Source organism: Paenibacillus sp. CB74, assembly GCF_055687625.1.
In genome coordinates this window covers 1,165,589-1,186,314 of sequence record NZ_CM146009.1, presented here as the reverse complement: position 1 = coordinate 1,186,314, position 20,726 = coordinate 1,165,589, and the positions used below count along the sequence as shown (strand labels likewise).

At 46.6% G+C, this 20,726-nt stretch carries 17 protein-coding genes; 1 reads left to right on the top strand and 16 read right to left on the bottom strand.

Annotated elements, in window-relative coordinates; genetic code table 11:
* Positions 1-41: 41 nt before the first annotated feature.
* The 12 genes from ACX9NY_RS05465 to ACX9NY_RS05410 all read right to left on the bottom strand — a co-directional run bounded on the left by ACX9NY_RS05465 (position 42) and on the right by ACX9NY_RS05410 (position 13,264).
* Positions 42-2,057 (bottom strand): chemotaxis protein CheW, encoded by a 2,016-nt coding sequence (locus tag ACX9NY_RS05465; RefSeq protein WP_472477447.1) that lies wholly within the window; start codon positions 2,055-2,057, stop codon positions 42-44.
* A gap of 14 nt (positions 2,058-2,071) precedes the next feature.
* Positions 2,072-2,497, bottom strand: coding sequence for a chemotaxis protein CheW (locus ACX9NY_RS05460; protein ID WP_339234855.1), 426 nt, complete (start codon positions 2,495-2,497; stop codon positions 2,072-2,074).
* A gap of 25 nt (positions 2,498-2,522) precedes the next feature.
* Positions 2,523-4,112, bottom strand: a complete 1,590-nt coding sequence (locus ACX9NY_RS05455) for a methyl-accepting chemotaxis protein (protein ID WP_339234858.1) — start codon at positions 4,110-4,112, stop codon at positions 2,523-2,525.
* A 548-nt stretch (positions 4,113-4,660) separates the two neighbouring features.
* Positions 4,661-5,341, bottom strand: coding sequence for a hypothetical protein (locus ACX9NY_RS05450; protein WP_472477444.1), 681 nt, complete (start codon positions 5,339-5,341; stop codon positions 4,661-4,663).
* Between the two features lie 213 nt (positions 5,342-5,554).
* Entirely contained in the window at positions 5,555-6,151 is a 597-nt protein-coding gene (locus ACX9NY_RS05445) for a cupin domain-containing protein (protein ID WP_342570470.1), read from the bottom strand.
* Between the two features lie 134 nt (positions 6,152-6,285).
* A complete protein-coding gene (locus ACX9NY_RS05440) occupies positions 6,286-7,242 on the bottom strand; it encodes an aldo/keto reductase (RefSeq protein WP_472477442.1) in 957 nt (318 codons plus the stop codon).
* Positions 7,243-7,377: 135 nt separating this feature from the next.
* Positions 7,378-8,184, bottom strand: coding sequence for a helix-turn-helix transcriptional regulator (locus tag ACX9NY_RS05435; RefSeq protein ID WP_472477440.1), 807 nt, complete (start codon positions 8,182-8,184; stop codon positions 7,378-7,380).
* A gap of 401 nt (positions 8,185-8,585) precedes the next feature.
* Positions 8,586-9,308 carry a GntR family transcriptional regulator gene (locus ACX9NY_RS05430; protein ID WP_472477438.1) on the bottom strand — a complete coding sequence of 241 codons (723 nt, stop codon included), beginning with the start codon at positions 9,306-9,308 and terminating at the stop codon, positions 8,586-8,588.
* A gap of 10 nt (positions 9,309-9,318) precedes the next feature.
* Positions 9,319-10,332, bottom strand: coding sequence for a sugar kinase (locus tag ACX9NY_RS05425; RefSeq protein WP_472477436.1), 1,014 nt, complete (start codon positions 10,330-10,332; stop codon positions 9,319-9,321).
* Entirely contained in the window at positions 10,325-11,080 is a 756-nt protein-coding gene (gene dagF / locus ACX9NY_RS05420) for a 2-dehydro-3-deoxy-phosphogluconate aldolase (protein WP_472477434.1), read from the bottom strand. The genes ACX9NY_RS05425 and dagF overlap by 8 nt, the downstream gene beginning before the upstream one ends.
* Positions 11,077-12,186, bottom strand: a complete 1,110-nt coding sequence (locus tag ACX9NY_RS05415; RefSeq protein WP_472477432.1) for a DgaE family pyridoxal phosphate-dependent ammonia lyase — start codon at positions 12,184-12,186, stop codon at positions 11,077-11,079. The genes dagF and ACX9NY_RS05415 overlap by 4 nt, the downstream gene beginning before the upstream one ends.
* A complete protein-coding gene (locus tag ACX9NY_RS05410) occupies positions 12,164-13,264 on the bottom strand; it encodes an amidohydrolase/deacetylase family metallohydrolase (protein ID WP_472477430.1) in 1,101 nt (366 codons plus the stop codon). Before ACX9NY_RS05410 ends, ACX9NY_RS05415 begins: the two co-directional genes overlap by 23 nt.
* Positions 13,265-13,485: 221 nt before the next feature.
* Here ACX9NY_RS05410 and ACX9NY_RS05405 point away from each other — a divergent pair, with 221 nt between their 5' ends.
* Positions 13,486-15,816 (top strand): helix-turn-helix domain-containing protein, encoded by a 2,331-nt coding sequence (locus ACX9NY_RS05405; RefSeq protein WP_472477428.1) that lies wholly within the window; start codon positions 13,486-13,488, stop codon positions 15,814-15,816.
* 78 nt (positions 15,817-15,894) lie between these two features.
* On the opposite strand, the gene ACX9NY_RS05400 is transcribed toward ACX9NY_RS05405, so the two are convergent.
* Genes ACX9NY_RS05400 through ACX9NY_RS05385 form a run of 4 tightly spaced genes read right to left on the bottom strand, consistent with a single transcriptional unit; the run spans position 15,895 to position 20,523 of the window.
* Positions 15,895-16,911: a glycoside hydrolase family 130 protein gene (locus ACX9NY_RS05400; RefSeq protein WP_472477426.1), complete on the bottom strand. Its 1,017-nt coding sequence runs from the start codon at positions 16,909-16,911 to the stop codon at positions 15,895-15,897.
* A 57-nt stretch (positions 16,912-16,968) separates the two neighbouring features.
* Positions 16,969-18,579 carry an extracellular solute-binding protein gene (locus ACX9NY_RS05395; protein ID WP_472477424.1) on the bottom strand — a complete coding sequence of 537 codons (1,611 nt, stop codon included), beginning with the start codon at positions 18,577-18,579 and terminating at the stop codon, positions 16,969-16,971.
* A gap of 38 nt (positions 18,580-18,617) precedes the next feature.
* The gene (locus tag ACX9NY_RS05390; protein ID WP_472477422.1) at positions 18,618-19,529 is read right to left on the bottom strand and encodes a carbohydrate ABC transporter permease; all 912 of its coding nucleotides are present in this window, start codon (positions 19,527-19,529) and stop codon (positions 18,618-18,620) included.
* A 16-nt stretch (positions 19,530-19,545) separates the two neighbouring features.
* Entirely contained in the window at positions 19,546-20,523 is a 978-nt protein-coding gene (locus ACX9NY_RS05385) for an ABC transporter permease (protein ID WP_472477420.1), read from the bottom strand.
* Positions 20,524-20,726 lie beyond the last annotated feature (203 nt).

Genomic DNA, 20,726 nt, shown 5'->3' with positions numbered 1-20,726 from the left:
TGAGGCTCTTTGGCCTGCATAATGTTTAGTTTATCTAACGATTAGTGACTGACCAGATAGGACGCGTCCAATATAAGGGCAACCTTACCATTCCCAAGGATCGTTGCGCCAGAAAGATGGTTCATCGCGCCCAGATACGTACCAAGTGTCTTAATAACGACTTCCTGATTTCCTATGATCTCATCTACTGCGTAAGCTGCAATTTTATCGACAGAGCGCACAATCACCAGAGGCATGGTTTTGGATTTGCGTTCCGTTCGTGGATAGTTCAATTTATCACACAGGCGGTGAAAGGGTACAATGCGTCCATGGTTCAGGATCGCTTGTTGCCCCTGGATCATCTGAATATCTTCAGGTGAAATCCGAACAATCTCGGACACGTTGTACATCGGCACGATCAGAACACGCCCCGATACTTTGACTAACAGACCTTTAATAATCGCCAAAGTGAGCGGTAGACGAATCGTAAACGTAGTACCAACACCAACCTCCGTATCAATATCAATGATGCCGTTCAGTCGCCCGATCTGGCTGCGCACAATGTCCATTCCAACCCCGCGACCTGATACTTCACTTACAGAAGAAGCTGTGGAGAAACCGGGCTCAAATATGAGATGTACAGCCTCCTGTGTTGATAGGCGTGCAGCCTGTTCCTCACTAATAATGCCTTTGCTCAAGGCGGAAGCCTTGATCTTATCCCCATCAATACCTTTGCCATCATCCGAATACCGGATGACAACATGATTCTCTTCATGGAATGATGTTAAGGTAATACGTCCCTTGGACGGCTTGCCCGACTCTCCACGAACCTCTGCGCTTTCAATACCATGATCTGCACTATTGCGAATGAGATGGATCAGTGGGTCACTCAATTCTTCAATAATCATCCGGTCAAGCTCAGTCTCTCCACCTTGAATAACCAATTCCAGATCTTTACCCAGCTTCTGCGAAAGGTCCCGAACCAACCTCGGGAAGCGACTGAACAGTTGATCAATGGGTAACATCCGGGTCTTCATTACACCGTCTTGGAGCTCCTTGATAACACTGCCCATATGATCGGATACACCACTAATACTCTGAATCAGTGAAGAAGACTCCTTACGCGCACCCGACGCACTCAGATCTGCAAGGGATGTCTGATCAATTAACAGTTCACCGACCAAATTCATCAAATGGTCCAGACGTTCAACACTCACACGAACTGTAGGTTGAGCAGCTTTCGCTTTCTCTTCCGGGCCAGATGTAGCCACGGTAGGCAAGCTTGGTTTTGTCTGCTCTGGTTCATTCATTAATTCAGGTTGTGCAGAAGCCGCTGCAACCTCATTGGATTCCAGCATATATGGATGAATCTCCAGCGTATGAATATCCGAGTCTGTAGACAATTCTGTCTCAAGCTGCTGAGAGTCCTTCGAAGTTGCCGTGATGATGATGAACTGACTGTAATGATCATCTTCATTCTGCGCGCCCGGCTGGATCTCCATGAGAGAAGTTGTAACAACCGTCCCACATATGTCTTCAATGCGTTGGCGCAAAATATGATATCTGGCCGCCTTCATCATACACTTATGCTCAAGCACAATGTGAATGGATAACAGGTGCTTTCCTGACTCAACAGCAACCTGTGCAACATTTGCCTCCGCTGGTTGCAATTGAGGTGCTGCAAGTTTCCCAACTACTGCCGGGGTTTGAATTAGATCCTTAATTTCTCGTACGACCGCTCGAAAGTCTGCATAGGCTTCTCCACGGATATACTGATCACGAAGCACCTTCATGGCGTCCAAAGAGCGGAATAACGTATCAATTAACTCGGAAGTCATCTCGGGTTTTTTCTCCCGAACCCATTCAAGGGCATACTCCACCTCATGAGTGAGGTCGCTTAATTCACGAAAATCCATTGTCGATGCCGATCCCTTGATGGTATGCGCTGCCCGGAACAGCGTTTGAACCAGTTCAACAGAAGGCGAAAGCTCCAACGCCAGCAAAGACTGATCCATCCGTTCCAGTTGATCATTCAGTTCTTCGATAAAGATGTCACGGTAGGCAGACAAATCCATCATTCGTATATACCTCCCTAACCGCCCAATATTTCGTCCAGTTTCAAAATGCCCACAAGCTTGTCTTCCTGTTGACCCACGCCATGGAAAAAGTCTTCACGGTTACGACCGTAACCCCCGGTTGGTGGATGTATTTCCGAATATGTGGTTACCTTGTTCACTCGATCCACAATCAGGCCAATATATTCATCCTGATACCGAACTACGATAATTCGTGTTGTTCTGGTATCCGGTTCATCCGTCATACCCAGCAGGTTGCGCAGACTCATCACACATACAACCTTGCCCCGCAGATTAACTACCCCTTTAATCTCCGGACGGCTAAATGGGATATCTGTAATGCTTAGCATTTTAATAATCTCGTGAATCTCTTCGATTCGAATGGCGCAAGTCTCTGAACCTACAGACAGCTCAATATATTGTTCTTTCTGAAGTGAAGACATCGATTCACCCTCAATTCAATTTGTTTTAATGGGTTTTGAAGGCAGCCGCAGATTTCGCCAGCTCTTCCGCCAGTTGTGCCAAAGACTGACAGGTTGCCGCAGTCTCTTCTGATGCAGCCGCGGATTCTTCACTGGAAGCCGAGATGGCTTCAACAGAACTCATTACTTCTGCCGCTTGCGCCGCCTCTTCCTCACATGCAGCTGCAATTTCGTTTACTTTCTGGGAGGAGTTATTGACCATATCAATGATCTGATCAAACGCCTGTCCAGTCATGGAAGACTGCTCAACACTGGCTGCTACTGCCTGCACACTCTGTCTCGTATTTTCCTGCATCGCTTTGATAATGGCTGTAATTTCTTTCGTCGCCTCGCCGCTTCGTTCTGCAAGCTTCCGGACTTCATCTGCTACTACAGCGAATCCTCGTCCTTGTTCTCCCGCACGTGCCGCTTCAATTGCTGCATTCAGCGCAAGCAGGTTGGTCTGCTCAGCAATATCGTCAATCACTTCAATGATGTCGCCAATCTTACGGGAATCATCTTCAAGCTTGGTCATTTTCGTATTAACAGCTTGCATGCCTTCCAGAGAAGTCTGTACAACAAGCCCACCTTCACGGGCAGTCTTCACAGTATCATTGGACAATTCAGCAGCTTCTTCCGCACTAGCAGCAACAGAGTTAATGGCAAGTGAGAGCTCCTTGAACAATTCGGAGATGTTTCCTGCCTCGCTGGATTGGCTTGTGCTGGTACTTGCTATTTCCTGTGTGCTGGCTGAGATCTGTTCCGAAGAAGCAGCAACACTTTGGGAGTTCAACACGATATTGTTGATTAACTCTTTCAGGTTGTCGACCATACGATTCAGTGCTGCTGCCAGTTGACCCACTTCATCTTTACTAGAGATGTCTGACTTAAGTGCCAGATTTCCCCCGGCGACTTCCTTAGCCAGAACCAACATGGACATGAGTGGTTTTGAAATCGAGCGAGAGATCATGTAACCAATGAGGATACTGAAGAGTACAGACAGAATCACAAGAATAATGGTTACTGCAAAAGAAGTTGTATAGGCTTCTTCAGACTTCGTGTTTGCCTGCTCTGCCAGGGTTACATTAAGGTTTACCAAATCAGAGAGTGTTTTTACCACCTCATCACCCGGAGGTTTCAATGTTGATTTGAGGAATGTAATGAAAGCTGCATCATCATTAGATAACGCCATAGTGACGCCTTGATCAAATAGTTTCATATAACTGTCATACTGGGTATCTAACTTACGAAGCAATTCCGTTTCTTCCGGGGTAGTAGCAAGAGGACGATACGTAGCAATTCGCTCCTCCATGGATTGACGAATTGTAGCCATATTTTCCGTAACTCTGGTCTGTTCTGCTGCTACAGTTTCAAAATTCAAATCTCGCACGTTAACTCGCAATCTCTGATAATCAACCTGAGCTGAGGACAGTTCTCTAACCGAGATCAGATTATTGTTATACATCTCTTGCATTCGTTCATTCGTACTTCTCAATGTTACTACCGAGTAGACGCCAAGTGACGCGAGGATTATCGACACAATTAAAAATGCCGAGATAATCTTTGTTGCTGTTTTCAAGTTTCCAAACCACTTCATGTAATCTCCTCCTAGGCATCGTAGTGTCCAGTTATGTATATAACGCTTGGCAAACCCTTCTCTTGGTCGCGCTCCAGACAACTTACGATTTATTTCGACATAAATATAATAAAACTGAATAGAAGATTTTTATTTATATGAATTTTCGTTATTATGAATTTTTATTTCAGATATAAAGAATCTACTTTTTTATGATCTATATACTTTTTACCTATATAATTGTTTTTTAACATTACATATATACGCATAACAAAACAATTAGCATCAACTTGCATATACATCTACATACAAATTTTCATGTAATATGGTATTCTTAAATTTACATAAGAAACTATATAGTTCTTACGTCTAACACATACATATTTCTTGTAAAAAAAATATATGTATCAAAACATTCCACTTCCAAATTACAAGACTTAAGTCTATTAAATACTCACATATAATGAGTCCAATTTCCCACAAAAAAAACCAAACCCGAGTCAACAAAGTTTGGTTTGAAGCAAAAAAAGACACTTTAATTTAACATATAACCCATTTAAAACTAATTTTCATGTGTTATATAATTGTTCCAGTTCCACTAAGCGGTCTTTAATCCTATGCGGAATAATACCAAACAGGTTATCCCACGTCATGAACATCTCCGGTCTTAATATATATTCTTCAAACTCCATGGTAGGAACGAACGCTTTGGTCTTTAGATAACGCTCCACCTGAGCATCGATCTGTTCATTCGTTTCAAAATAACCTTGAAACAACTCATTCACAAGCAGCCCATCACATCCAGCATCTGAACCCGCTGCACTATACAGGTTAGGCAATAACTCAAATACAACCGGAAGCGGTGAGAAAGCATGTTTACCGGGCTGCGAGTACAGACATACATGATGCCCAACCATATTAACCCGTTCCTTCAATAATCCGCGCAGAACCTTACCATGAAAGCTCGCTTCACAGTCTACTACCTCTCCGTTATGACCCACATATATCCATACATGCTCCATTTCGTACAGATGTCCAATCTCATAATCCCACCAAATTGCATATTCAATCACGTATTGAACGACCTCGTTTGGAAACGCAATTTCCCTTCTGAACGATGGTGAAGGCCCGGATTGAAGCAACACAGAAATACCAACAAAATCAGGATAAAAGGGCTCTGCTCTGTCAAACATCAAAATAGGTGCATAACTCATTGCAGTTTCAAGTGTTTCCATCTCTGACATGTTCATTAAGGAGTCCTCCGTTTTTATTGGATATTCATACTATACTAACAGAGAACGCAAGGCACTGACTCAGGTATTTTGAATTTTTTTCTAATATAATGCTACCCCCTCCATGGACTTCATACGATAATGATTACATCGGCACATCAAAAAGCCTGCAACTGTTATTCCCCAGTTACAGGCTCTGTACTTATATAATGATGAATAAGGAATTTTGAATTAAGACTTCTGCTTATCGGATGGTGACACTGGCGTCTTGGAAGGTGAAGTCGATTGATCAGAAACCTCCGTATCACATCCTATTGGAGGGCCCAGAATGGCATCATTTTTAATGGACGCAACGGCTCTGGCATACGCCTCTTCATCCAAGCAGTACGCGCGGTGAGCCACCTCCGGTGGTGTAGCTGCCAAGAAATCCGCTCCAAACACAATATCAGGGGTTGGTTGATCAAATATCGTTAATACATATACATCATCTGTCTCAGCGACAAACCAGTGAAACCAACCTTTCGGAAATACCACAACTTGACCTGGTTTCAGGCGATATGTCAATCGTTCACGCGTAAACGGATTGAAGACTGACGCTGTAATTTCACCGCTGATAACTACAACCATCTCCGTGACATTGGTGTGCCAGTGTGGCTGTACAATAATTCCTTTGCTTAAGTACACGTTGAAGAAACCATTGGCAATGGTCGGCAGCTGTTCTCCAAACAACTGGGTTACATAGTTGCGTGAATCCCTCTGATAATTGACAACCGCATTGGAATCGGCAGCTAGTGGAGCATTTGGGGCTTGCAAAATCGGATTCATCATACGATCATTTCTCCTCCTTGAGCATACATCTCATTGTTGTACTGTATGCCGGAGATTAGGAAGATAATACCGTTGACTTGTTATACATTCTTTTCATCCGAAACTGCAGGTTTCATGAATCATGTCTTAAAGAGTTAGACTTGGCCCGGGAATCTGCCTCCAGCTGCGATGCCTTGGGGTGATATGCGATCAATCTGCTTCATCTCATCATCCGTAAGCGAAACTTCTAACGCGCCTAAGTTTTCGTGAACTCTTTCCAGGTTGCGAGTCCCCGGGATCGGAACGATATGCTCTCCCTTTCCAAGTAACCAGGCCAGAGCAAGTTGAGAAACGGTGCATCCTTTTTGCTTAGCCATCTCTTGGATCAATCCAACAACCTCCAGATTTTTCTGAAAGTTCTCACCTTGGAAACGCGGATAGTGACGACGATAATCATCTTCCGCCAAATCGTCTATAGATCGGATCTGACCAGTCAGGAAGCCACGTCCCAATGGGCTATATGGAACCAAGCCGATGTTCAATTCATGCAGGACAGGCATAATCGCATCCTCAAGTTCCCGACTCCACAATGAATATTCCGTCTGCAACGCTGTAATCGGATGAACAGCATGTGCACGCCGAATGACCTCTACTGGCGCCTCGGACAAACCAATATATCGAATCTTTCCCTGTTGAACCAGATCGGCAAGTGTGCCTACCGTCTCTTCAATGGGGGTGTTCGGATCAGGACGATGTTGATAATATAGATCAATATAATCCATTCCCAGGTTGTAGAGACTCGCATCTACTGACTTTTTGATGTAGGCCGGATCTCCCTTGGGGCCCTGCGTGTGCGTAATACCGAATTTGGTGGCAACAACAACGTCGGATCTTCGACCTTGAAGCGCACGACCAAGCAGTTTTTCATTTCCTCCAAATCGCTGTTTTTCATACTCTCCGTACAGATCCGCCGTATCAAACATGGTGACTCCTGCATCCAGTGCACCCTGAATGGTATGTACCGATTCGTCATTATCTGGCATCATCATCACACCCAGGCCGAGCCCAGATATACGTAATTTGTCTTTACCTAACGTTCTTGTCTTGAGCATGAGGCTTCCTCTTTTCATCTTAAAATAGAAACGATAAATAGCTACGAGTGAGCTTAAGTTCATTCTATTTTAATACCGAGACACCAACCACACTCCGTGTATGCTAGTAAAGAAATTACTAGTCTAGTCAACCTTCTACATAACAACAGGGACGTAAATACAACAATGAATGCCCGATTGGCTGTTCAGATTATTCATGGAAAAGATATCGTACGCATGCACAACACCATCTGCCCGTTCCGTCGTTTCAAGCAGAACACGATTGACTTGTTTTAATTCGACTTGGTGCAGGTTCCAGATCGTTCGGAAGTCCACACTTTCTTCACTCAGTTGTTTCACGATGCTGCCAAATCCGGGGTCACTCGGATACTTATCATAATACGTACGAAAGACAGCTACCGAGTGCCGTGCGAATTCATCCCAATTGTGCATGCGCTCCTTCAGCGTTTCATCCAAGAATAAAATCCGCATCAATAGACGCTCATTCATATTCATCGACGAGAACTTAAAGAGGTTCGTATCCGCTGCTTCATTCCAGGCAAGCACCTCAGAGCGTTCATTGGTAATAAAGGAAGGATGAGTCAACTGACTAATAATACTCTGCCAACCTGGGTCCAGTTGTGAATACGATGCAAGGAATTCATGTTCCGCATTCGGGTCCCATAAGTCAAACAGATGAATCTTCTCTTCCGGGGTTAACCGGAGCGCGTTCGCTATGCTTTGTATTACTTCTCGTGAAGCTGCCAACTCCCTACCTTGTTCAAGCCACGTGTAGTACGTTGCGCTGACACCAGCCAATACCGCTACTTCTTCCCGCCTTAGTCCCGGTGTTCTTCGCTGTCCATAAGATCCTGACAATCCAACTTGTTCCGGTTGAATGCGGCTTCTACGTGATTTCAAAAACTCACCCAGTTTTTTGCTACGGCTCATACCTGCATCCATAGACATCGTTCCTTTTTATAAAAGTATTCAGGCCTATTCGACTCTATCCCAAAATGGTAGTCTCTGAATGACTTGGATATAATCTATTTATTGTTAGTTCTTCAGAATACCTGATTTACAAGTAGCTTAGCATCAAATGGTGCAGAACGAAAATACAAGCAGTGTTTGAAGGAAATTCGTCAATTAAGTCAACTAGAGCAGATGCAGCAGAATTAGGAACTGCGTCAAGATGATTCGGTAGAAGTTAATGACGAGGAATTATATGAGGTATTTGACGTTTGAAAGATTTCTAGGGATTTCACCGTTAAACCGTTGTTTACGCAAAAAGGGCCCTGTTATCGATAGTGCAGGACCCTTTTTTTTGTATGAATACAATTTCTTTCACGATATGTCCGCCGGCCTCAAGTGTCATAACTAACCAGATAATGATGAAGTTCCGTGTTATAACACCCGATACTGTGCTCAATTAATCTGCCTTCTCCGTCGAAGGAGTTACGAAGGCGCTTTAGCACATGCGTTCCCGGGGAGATCTTCAGTAGTTGGCATACTTCAGGAGTTGCCGGCTCTACAAAGAAACGGTCTTTGAAGTTCTCCAGCAAAATGTCGTTCTCCTCCAGTGATTCATAGAGCGATTGGATGTCTCCATTGATTTCCTCCTTGCCTCCGCCGGGCAATGCAGCTGCTGCCAAGAAGTGTATCAGATGAATATAAGGTTGTCCGTTAAGAATGTAGAGTCTTTCAATCCGCTGACAATATGGCCCGTAGAGATCATACTCCTCCGTACCAGTATCATTGGTCAGTAACCGGGAATTCAGAACTTTCTTTTCCAGCTTATGACCCTCTTCTACGAGCAGTTCCGTAAACCGTTTGCCCTTTGAGAGCTTCTGATGAGAGGTATTGCGCATTACAATTGTACCGACTCCACTTTTCTTCTGCACATAGCCTTCCTGGGACAGCTCTTGGACCGCACCGCGGACTGTCATTTTACTGACTCCGAATTCCTTCTCCAGCTGTGGTTCGGAGGGAATGATGCTTCCGAGAGGATATACGCCATGTAGAATCCGATCTTTGAGAATTTTTTGGATTTGCTGATATAAAGGACCTTGCTTGCGCTTTAGGGACACTCACTGTTCACTACCTTTCAACATCTGAGGTACGATCCGACAGCGCTCGGAGTACTTCATTCTCGGTAAAAAGCGCTGTATCACCTTGTGTGGTATGGGCCAGCATCGCTGCCGCCACCGCCATATTAACCGTATGTTCCTGTGGATATCGCTGCAATTCTCCATGGATGATGGCGCTGGCAAACACATCGCCGGCACCAATCCGGTCGTATACCGGGAACGTCAGCTTGCGGGAAAATACGAACGTACCTTGATGATAGATATATCCTGTCAAGGAATGCGTATGGTCCGCGTTGATCTCACGGTGGGTTCCTGCTACCGTTCCGATTCCGAAGCGCTGTGCAACTTCAGGAATCGCTTGCTTCATCCGTGTCATTCTATCATATTCTTCGGTACCGATGCCAAGAATGCCCTTCGCATCCATCTCATTCATCAGCACCAGATCTGCCAGCCCCAGCATTTCTTCATAATGCGGGCGGGCCTTGACATAGCCATCCGGCCCCCATAACGCAGGACGGTAATTACAATCAAAGACAACCTTGCCTCCAGCATTCTTCACTTCCTCCGCAAGCTGTTTCATCTGCTTGCGCACGCCTTCATTCATAGCCAGCGTAATGCCACATAAATGAAGCACGTCGATCCGGGACGCAAGATCTCTCATATCATAATTGGCCGCACCCGCAGTATTGAAACTGCTGCCCAGCCGGTCTGTGTAAGTGACTCTGCCTGGGCGGGCTCCAAAGCCATTCTCCAGAAAATACATCCCAAGGTGTTTACCGCCCTGTCTAATAAGAGAGGTATCCACCCCAAGCTTGCGCAGATAAGCGATAGCCGCTTCGCCCACCGGAGTTTCCGGCAAAGTCGTAATAAGAGCACCGTTATGGCCGTATCTGGCTAGTGCTGCCGTTACATTCACCCCGCTGCCGGAAAAAGAATACTCCAGCCTGCTGCTCTGGACCAGCGTTTCGTATCCCGGAACCTGCAGCCGCATCATCACTTCGCCAAAAGCAGCAACCCTATGCATACTGGTCCACCAGCGATTTCATTATTTCGAGCAATCTGCGGACATCCTGTACGTTGGTATTCCCGTTCTGTGACTCAATAATTGAAGAATAAACATGTGGTATAACTTGAGGTACACCCGCCTGTAGTGCAATCTCTAGAATGGGTCCAAAGTTGTCCAGGTCAATTCCGCCTGTGGGCTCCAGAGCAAAACTCGCTTCCCCACAAGCCTTGGCAACCGCACGGTACTCCTCCTCCAGCTTCAATCCCTGCATCGGATAATATTTGAGCGCGTTCCCTCCCATGTCACGAACCAGTGCAATGGCGGCATGAACTGGAACAATGGCCTGCGGAGTGGTTACTGAACTAACGGGGCCAGTCGATATATTCACATAGCCTGGTTGCCCGCACGGAGATACCAGGCAGTTAATCCAACTATCTTTAGGTCCCAGATTGGCACGGGTTGCCCCCACTGCCGGGAATACCTGATTGATATGGCTTCCCGGATAGCTCGCGGCAATCTCCGCCACAACTGCAGCCTGACGACTGTCTCCAGCTCCAAGTCCGATGGATACTGCATCTTGAATCGCTTGACCATATTCAGTCATGGCCACTACAGCTTCCTCCGACGTAGCATAGTTTTTGGAGAGCACACCAACAAGTACATAACCTTCCGCAGCCTCGTACACATCTCTAGCGTTCCCGATACTTCCTGCCAGTACATTTATTGCGGCTCTATTCTTATACAGACACTGCTGAATATGACTCATTCTGGTTTGCCTCCCACGATTTCATGTATTCTGCTGACGATGACCTGCAAATCATCCCCTTGCAGCGACCTTGGATCAATATCGAAATAACCCTGCTTGACGCCATAGTCTCGGGTATATACCGCAATAACACCTTCACGCAGCTGGTCATTCACTTTCTTTGCATCCACCCCAGCAAGAGAGGAATCAATCTGAACACGCCCTCGGAAAATCGATCTGCCGGCTTCATCCTGCACAATGCGGACCGAAACACCAGGAAGTTCACCAAGTGGCTGAAGAGCCTCCAGCTTCTGATTCTCTCGTTCACTATGGTCCGCTTTGTCCTGGTATTCCTCCAAAGCTTGAAGTAACCCAAAGATGGTCTCTTTGCCAACCTTCATACTGCGGCCGATCCCGTGAAGTTGTACCTGTAACCACTCCACATATTTCTTTTTGCCGGCGACAATACCGGAAGTAGGGCCTTCAATAGCTTTTGACCCACTATAAATGGCCAGATCCGAAAATTGGACATATTTGCGCAGATCCTCTTCCGCTGCCGCATCCACAATCAGCGGCACCCCTCTGCGCTGTGCCACCTCCCAGGCCTCTTCCACTGAAATCATGTTTTTCTGCACAGTGTGATGAGATTTAACATAAAGAATGGCTGCCGTGTTTTCACCGATCGCCTGATCGATATGCTCCTTGCGGCCTTCATTCGCATATCCAACTTCCACTACCCGGCCACCTCCAAGGAATACCATGGTTTCTACTGGCGCTCCATATTGCACATTATGGCCCTTTAGCATAATAATTTCATTTTTCAATACCGGCTCCTGATGCAAACGAAGGCTGATACGCGGATTTCCGGCGGTCACAATGGCCGCTACCGAAAGCGCAATACCACTGGATGCAGAGTTCACCACAACTGCGCTTTCCGAACCAAGAAACTGTGTAATATATTCTCCGGATTTGTTCACAAGATCAGCCATTTCCACGTACCGCTGTCCGCCCTGTTTCATCGCATCCATGACTGAATCCGTTGGTGCAGAAACGCCAAGGATGCTCATTCTTCCACTGGCATTAATAACACGCTTCAATCCATATTTAGCCTGTAGTGAGTGACCCATTAGCAAACACTCCTTTAACCTCAATATAGTGTTGTGTGACCCGGACATCTCCTTCCGAGTCCTCAAGCTGCTTTTCGCCTTCTTCCAGGGAAAACAAAGTCAGGTTTGCCTGCTGTCCAACCCTGATCTTCCCGAGCTCCGGCTTACCGAGCCACTCTGCTGGACTTCTTGTAACCGCGCGAATGACCTCTTCCAGACTGTAGCCGAGGTACAGAAATTTCGTCAGTACATTCGACATACTGTATACCGGACCCTTCATACGGTTGCCTCGGTAAATGTCCGTACTGATTGTATTCAGCGCAATGCCTGCAGCCTTGGCCTGTTCTGCAATTCGGAAGGAGAAGCTCGCTGTACCATGTCCCACATCCAGATGAACTCCCCGAGCAGCCGCGTCCAGTAATTCTTGCAGCGGTGTGCCGTCCGGATGAAACAGATTGTTGGACTTGCCGTTAAGGTAATGGGTGATTACATCGCCAGACTGTAATAACTCCAGCACATCCGAGATCGCGGGCGGAGCAGAACCGATGTGAACCATGAGCGGAAGTTTCGTTTCTTCCGAGAGTGTGCGTGCGAGCTTGAGGGGTTGTATCCCGCTGTCTTTAACGACACTTTCGCTGATGCGGGCTTTCAGACCAACAATGAAATCAGGATAAGCCGCTACCGCATTCAAGACCTTGGCCCGGTCAATCCATTCCAGCTGTGACAGTTCATCCGTCCGTTCAAGTCCGATCCTTGAAATATTCAACAGAGCAAATACTTGTGTAGCAGCCTGTAGTCTTGCGGTATAAAAAGCTCCTATTCGGTCTGCACCACAGCTTCCGGCATCTACAAGCGTTGTTACCCCCTGCTTCACACCAATTTCGTCGATATTATCGCCATAGGGGTCAAGGTCCTGGACGGCATGCACATGCAGATCAATCCACCCACTGGACGCATATAACCCTGAACAATCCAACACATTTTCTCCTTCAGCTTGGCCTGGCGGTGTTATGGCGGTGATGATCCCGTCCTGAATGGTGATATCCACGATCCGCCCGTCAACAAGCTGCAAATTGCGCAGCACATTCTCTGTGCCCACTCATCCCATCTCCTTTTTCAACCACGGTATACAGGCAAATTCCAAAAAAATGATTCATGACATGAGATCTGTATTTCCAAATCGTTAAAATAAGCCTGATGAGCTACTTCACTTCAAAGATTATAATGTTATAATGTTTATACTAGCACAAGTGTAATCCAGAAGAGAACAGCGATTTTCAATTCAAAATCCGAATATTTTAACACTGGAGGGACTGCTTCATGGCAAATTCCGCATTCAAGCCATCCTTGCTCGACAGATTCAGGCTCAGCTGGAATCATTTCAAATCAAGGCTTCTGCTGAAATATGCCTTTTCTTACATTCTCATATTTCTTATCCCTCTGACAGGTGTAACTATTTTTGTTTATGAAAACGCTGTCAAGGGATTGCGTGTTGAGATTGAACAATCAAATGTCAATCAACTTAACCAGGTGAAGAGCACTATAGATAACCGGATGAATGAACTTCAGGAAATAGCGGGGAGAATCGCCTATGACAAACACCTGACCCCTTATATGGTAAAGCACCCCTTTTACAGCTTGGAGGCGATTCAAGCGCTGGCCAATTACAAAGCTAGCAGCAGCATTGCAGAGGATCTGCTTCTCTATTTCCATAATGATTCCCACATCTATTCGCACCGCGGTTTGGCTAATCTTGATGTCACCTTTGCTAGCCTCTATCAATTCGAACATTGGAATCTGCAAGAATTGCGACAGGACTTAAATGAAACTAGACAGCCGCTGGTCCGTCCCGCTGAGAACGTGAAGGTTAATTCCCGAATGGAGCCGATGCTCGTCATGCTTGTGCCTGTTAAACCGAATGACCCCTTTCCATATGGGACCGTTGTATATTTAATGAAAGAATCCAACCTTACCGGGGTCATGGATTCGATTTTGAGTGATTTTTCAGGAAGCAGCTATATATTCAGTCCCTCCGGACAGGTGTTGACCGCGAACAGCCATGGCATCAGCCTTCCACAGAACGAAATTGAGAACTTAGCTACACTTGCGCCTGGTATCCATAATTTGAAGATGGACGGAGAACAATACTCCGTTGTTTCTGTTCAATCGGAAGAAAATGGCTGGACCTATGTAACCACCATGCCAAGCTTCCAATTCTTCAGCCGTGTCGCCCATGTCCAGACTCTGATCCTGATCGTCTTCTGCATTACTGTCATTACCGGTATAGCTGCTGCGCTGTTGCTAGCCAAACGGCAGTACCATCCAATCAGAGATTTGATGGACAAGATGAGAGGCAACGGCGATGATGCTTCCAAGCTCCACAATGAATGGGAATGGATACGACAGACCCTACACAATTACAGTGCGAAAATTGATTTTCAGGAGCCCTTCGTCCGTAATCAGTGCATGCTGCTGTTACTCAAGCACGGCAAGCCGGATGATCCTGAGATCGAACAAATGATTCTGAACGCCGGATTCCGGCATCCTCAGGGACAAGGCCTATATTTCTCGGCTATATTGTCTTGGGATGATACTTTGCTTGGCGACAAGTGCTGGCAGGAACGCCTTCTGTTGCAGGATATACTTAGCAATGTATGTCTACCAGGCACCGGTGCTCAGATCTTCGGCGTTGAATTCTCGGTCAAAGAGCAGTTTGCTCTGATAATTTCACTTCCCGGTGATGTGGAGAAGCCGATTCAAAACCAATTGGAAGAGGTAATTGAAGCCATTCAATTGGTAATCCGCGAGCATTCGCAGCTATCTCTGAGTATCGGTGTCGGCACGGCATACGGGGACTTGGCCCGTCTTAACCAATCCTTCATTGAAGCTGCTACAGCTCTGGAGCACCGGATCATCCAACACAGCGGTCAGGTAACTTATTTCGAGCAGCTTGCAGAGCTGAACCCTTCTGCTTCCGAGAGCTTCTGGATTCCACGCAAATCCATGCTGAAACTGGAGCAGAGCCTTAAGCAGGGCAACGAATCAGTAACCGTGCAACTGATTACCGAGACCATTCATATGATCAAAAATGAGCCATTACAGGTTCACCTGCTGCGCTGCATCTGTTTCGATCTGCTAAACGCTTTTCTACGCACCGCCTCCGAGCTTGGTATGAACGAGGTGTTCGCCAATATGTCAGAATTGACTGCCTTTGAAACACTCGAAGAGCTGGAGAGTCGTTTGCTCTGTCTGGCTGCTGACATTTGCGCGCAGGTGGAGCTGAATACGAAGACAAGCGAGTCAACATTAATGGATGATATTCTGGTTTACGTGGATCAACAGTTTGCAGACTACACACTCAGCCTAGAGCATGTGGCACTTAAGTTTGCCATTTCAACTTCATATTTAAGCCGGAGCTTCAAAGAGAAGACCGGCCGCAATTTCTCACAATATATCTGGCAGCGGCGTGTAGATGAAGTCATGCGGCTCCTGGAGAACACTAGCGCACCCCTCAAAGAAATTATCGAACAGGTCGGTTACATGGATGCGCCAAATTTCATCCGCAAGTTCAAAAAAGAAATCGGTTTGACACCAGGTCAGTATCGCAAGGAACATGCCCTGAGAGCAGCCACTATTAAAGGACCTGTTTAAGTTAGTGGAGCTTCCGCCTTTTCTGCACTACATTTTTATATTAAAAGATACGCTTCATCTAAGGTTTATTTTGCTTAGCTACTGCCCTTCCTGGAGGATGTGCTCTACCAGTTCGTCCAGCGGAACTGTTGCAAGAGCAATCGCCGTATCTGTTACCCCATAATAGATATAGAGCAGTCCATCTTTGACCACATTTCCAGTCGGAAAGATGACATTTGGGATCTGGAACCCAAATTTCTCATAATACATCTCTGGCTCCGTAATAAAATGATGCGTTCGGGCAATGATTTTCTCCGGTTGCTCCAAATCCAGCAGCATGGCTCCCACACGGTAGACAATGTCCTCATCGACGCCATGATAGAGCACCAGCCAGCCCTTGTCCGTACGAATCGGAGGCGTTGAGCCGCCAATCTTCCTTGATTCCCAGGAGAAGTTCTGGGCGGTAGCAAGCAGCTTGGGCTCTTCCCAGTTCACGAGATCCTCGGAGTAGGTAATCCACATGGCCGCCTTATCCGTACCGTAGGCTTCTCCTACATATTCCTCAGGGCGGCGCAACAGTACGAATTTGCCACCTATTTTCTCAGGGAACAGAATGTTGTCCCGGTCATTAATATCAAGAGGTGTCGTGTCCGCCACATACTCCCAATCCAGCAGATTATCTGATTTCAATATGGAGGACCGGGTTAGCCAATGTCCCGCCTCGTCCCCCCACCCGTCCGGATATTCCGGAATAGAGCGAAGGGGGACACCTGCCCCGGTAGGGTAATAACTCATGGCACAGGGACGAAGGGCGTAGTTTAGATAGAAGGTTCCGTCGATTTTGACAATCCGCGGATCCTGCACACTACCATAAGGGAATCCCAGCATGTCTGGCGTCACAATGGGCTTATCCTTCACGTGCGTAAAGTTCACCCCGTCTTCACTCTCTAGCAGACCCAAATAATTTTTGCATGGAGTTAGGGAACCCGCGGTACGCTCAATCATATAAAATTTGCCGTTATCGATGATAACCGCCGGGTTGAAAACCGTAACCTTACGCCATTCATAATCGCCCGGCACAACAATGGGATTATTCGGATGCCTCGTAATTTGCATGTCTATTCCTCCTGCATCTGCATGAATGTTCAGGGACGCGTTTTCGCATGGACCTGATTAGTTGGATTTCCAACGATCATAGGCAGCCTGATTGATTTCAACCATACGCTCTCCGCCCATTTTCTTGACTGTCGCCACATAATTGTCCCAGCCCGTAAGCGGCTCCGCTCCAGTGATGAATTTCGCCTCCATCTGATTCACATATGTCTTCAAATCAGAATTCAGGCCACTGATTTCGGTCTGCTCTTCCACGGTAAGGAATAGGGTCGGAAACGGAATCCGTGCGCCTTTATCGAGAAGCTTCTGCTTGGTCTCCTCTTCGACCCATAGGTCAAAGTCTGTCTTCAGCCCCTTATTAATATCATCCATGGACAGGGTTGGAGCGGGAATGCCGTAGTTAGGTGTCAGAGTTGCCCGATAATCTTCCATTTCCTTACCGTCCGGTACTGGCAAGTAACGTTTGTCCCGATTCTCTTTGTCTGTGTACTCCCAGAGAGTGCCCTCTGGACCTTTATTAAAGAACATGGCACCTTCATAAGAATAGAGATAATCCACCCAGCGCATAGAGGCTTCCGGCGCAGGATTACTCTGCGTAATAGCAAAGGCACCGCTTGTAATCCCCCTGTTCTTTGCAATCGCTGGGGCAGCAACTGATTCACTGTGGACAGGTGCAAACATGGGATCTGCCGTCGAAGGCTCTCCACCTTTGCTCATGTAGGCATGCCAGTCCGAAAAGAGGGCGATTTGATTGTTCTGTGCTTTGGCCTTTTTTTGCTCCGCTGTTTGTGAGAAGCTCTCATGATCCAGCAGGTCTTCAGACCACAGTCGGTTCATATAGGTCAAATATTCCTTGTAGCCTTCTTCAAGCGGTGTGTAATGCACCTTGTCCGCATCGTCCACATAAATTTCTTCTTCATAAATGCCGAAGGCACCCAGCAGCCATGTACGGATATCGCGGAGGTTCGCAGCGGGTGTAGTCACCGAGGAGATCGGAATTTCATCAGCTATGCCATTACCGTTGGGATCTTCCTCTTTCACACGTTTCAGATAGGTATACAGCTCCTCTGTCGTTTCGGGGAGTTTATCGATATTCAGCGCCTTTAGGAAGTCTCCGTTATACCACATCGGATTGCGGTACCAGTGCTGGCTAAGTTCTACTACTGGCAAGGAATAGATATGCCCGTCCGGTGCAGTTATCGATTTGCGGACATCCGGATTCTCCTCCAACAGAGCCTTGAAATTCGGAGCATACTCTTCAATCAGATCCTCCAGTGGAATGAGGATACCCTGCTCTCCGTAATTCATCTGCTCTGCAGTTGTCAAACCGGCAGCATAGAGGATATTCGGGTAATCTCCACTGGCGAGCACCAGATTTTTCTTCGTTTCGAAGCTATCCTTCGGTGCGTTCTTGTATTCCAGCTTAATACCGGTCTTCTCTTGCATCTGCTGAAGCACAGCCATGTTCTCCCAGTTCTGAATCCCTACATCTGGCGCCATAAGCGACAAAGTAACGGGTTCATTAACAATCGGGAAACCTTCATTGTTCACAGCGACTTTTCCGAGATTGTTGTTCGCTTCACCTTCATTTGTACTGCTGCAGCCTGCCAATAATGTAATAACTAAAGCCGAAGATAACAGAAGCTTCCATGACCTACGTGTGGTTGGCATTTATAATTCCTCCCTTGATTTCATCACATTTTAGCTGTTTAACCTTTAACAGAGCCTATCATGACCCCTTGGACAAAGTAACGCTGCAGGAACGGATAAATTGCCACGATGGGCAGTGTGGAGACAACAATGACTCCATATTTGATCAGGGATGCCGTTTCTGCCTTATTATTCATGGCGGTCGCCACCTCGCCGTTGATGGAAGAGCCCGTCGTTTCCGCTGTCATTTCCTGAAGAACAAGGATCTGACGCAGAACCATCTGCAGCGGATACTTCGCTTCATCATTTAAATAGATCAGAGACGGGAAGTAGCTGTTCCAGTGGCTAACCCCATAGAACAGGGCCATAACGGCTACAATCGGTGCCGACAGCGGTAGAACAATGCGAATGAACAGCTTTAGATTCGTACAGCCGTCAATATGCGCTGCTTCCTGAAGTTCTTTCGGAATGGTCGTCTGGAAAAAGGTACGGGCTACGACGATATTCCAGACCGAAGCGGCCACTGGCAGGACCAATGCCCACATGCTGTTCATGAGTCCAAGATTCTTGACCAGCAGATACGTCGGCACGATTCCGCCGCTGAAGAACATCGTGAACAGAATGAGGCCCATGAACAATTGGCGCCCGACAAAATCAGATCTGCTGAGCGCATACGAGGCCGGCAGAGTGACGGCGAGATTGAGCAGAGTGCCCACCACTGTGTAGATAATGGTGTTCCAGTAACCAATCCATATCTTTGGGTTCTCAAACACAAGCTTGTATCCGTCCAGTGTTACATTTTTCGGAAACAACCACATCGCTCCCGAATTGACGTCCTGTGGCGAACTGATTGAAGCGCTGAGAATATAGATGAGCGGATAGAGAACAACCAACATTGCCAGACCCAGATAAATATAAGTGCTGATCAGGAAAAGCTTGTCCCCCCGAGATTCTTTCATCGCAGTAACCAAAGACTTCAACTCCTTTCTACCAGAGGCTGTTCTCACTGGTGCGTTTGGCGATCTGGTTGACCGTAACAAGCAAAATAACGTTGACAACCGAATTGAACAATCCGACAGCCGTTGAGAAGCTATACTGAGCGTTCACCAATCCGGCGCGATATACATAGGTGGAAATTACATCGGATGCTTCCATATTGAGTGAATTCTGCAGCAGCAGAATCTTCTCGAAACCAAGACCCAGTATATTACCCATATTCAAGATCAGCATGATCGTAATCGTGGGTAATATCGTCGGCAGATTGATATGTAGCACCCGTTTCATTCGGCTGGCTCCATCCATAATGGCTGCTTCATGAAGCTGGGGATCTACGCCTGACAGGGCTGCGAGATAAATAATGGTTCCCCACCCGGTGCTCTGCCAGACGCCGGAGAATACATATACCGTCTTAAACCATGCGGGATCAGTCAAAAACTGTGCTGGTTCAAGACCAATGAATTCGATGAACCGGACAATCATTCCGCTTGAGGGTGATAAAAAGGTAATGATCATACCTGCCATGACAACTACAGAAATGAAATGGGGTGCATAGGTGACCGTCTGGACCGATTTCTTGAACGGGCCGTTGCGGACTTCATTGAAGGCCAGCGCCAATATGATAGGCAACGGAAATCCGATGGCAAGTTCATAGAAGCTGATACTGAATGTGTTCCAGAGCAGATCCCAGAAAAAATAAGAATTGAAGAACCGTTCAAAATGATCAAAACCAACCCATTCGCTGCCTGTAATTCCTTTTGAAGGTACGAAATTCTTAAAAGCAATCTGAATGCCGTACATCGGGCCATAATGAAAAATAAGGAAATACAACAACGCGGGAAGCATGAACAGATAAAGCTCCCAGTTTTTCCAAATTCTCTTGCCAAGAGAGTTCTTCTTCAATGAAGGATTTACGGATACTACTGTGTGACTCTCCTTCACTCTCTCACTCCTTTCTATGCCTTTCATTACCTACGGTTATGTTGCTGCTTTGCATTCTTGCTGACTCTATTTTGGTAACGCTTACAATCCGAAGTATAGAGAAACGAAGATGACACGGTAAATATGTAGGTTCTGCATTGTCACGATAGGGTGTGTAAAACCGCGCTACTGCGGTACTTTTCGTTTAGCCTTGATGTGGATGGTTGCAGATGGAGCAAGGCTGTAAATAT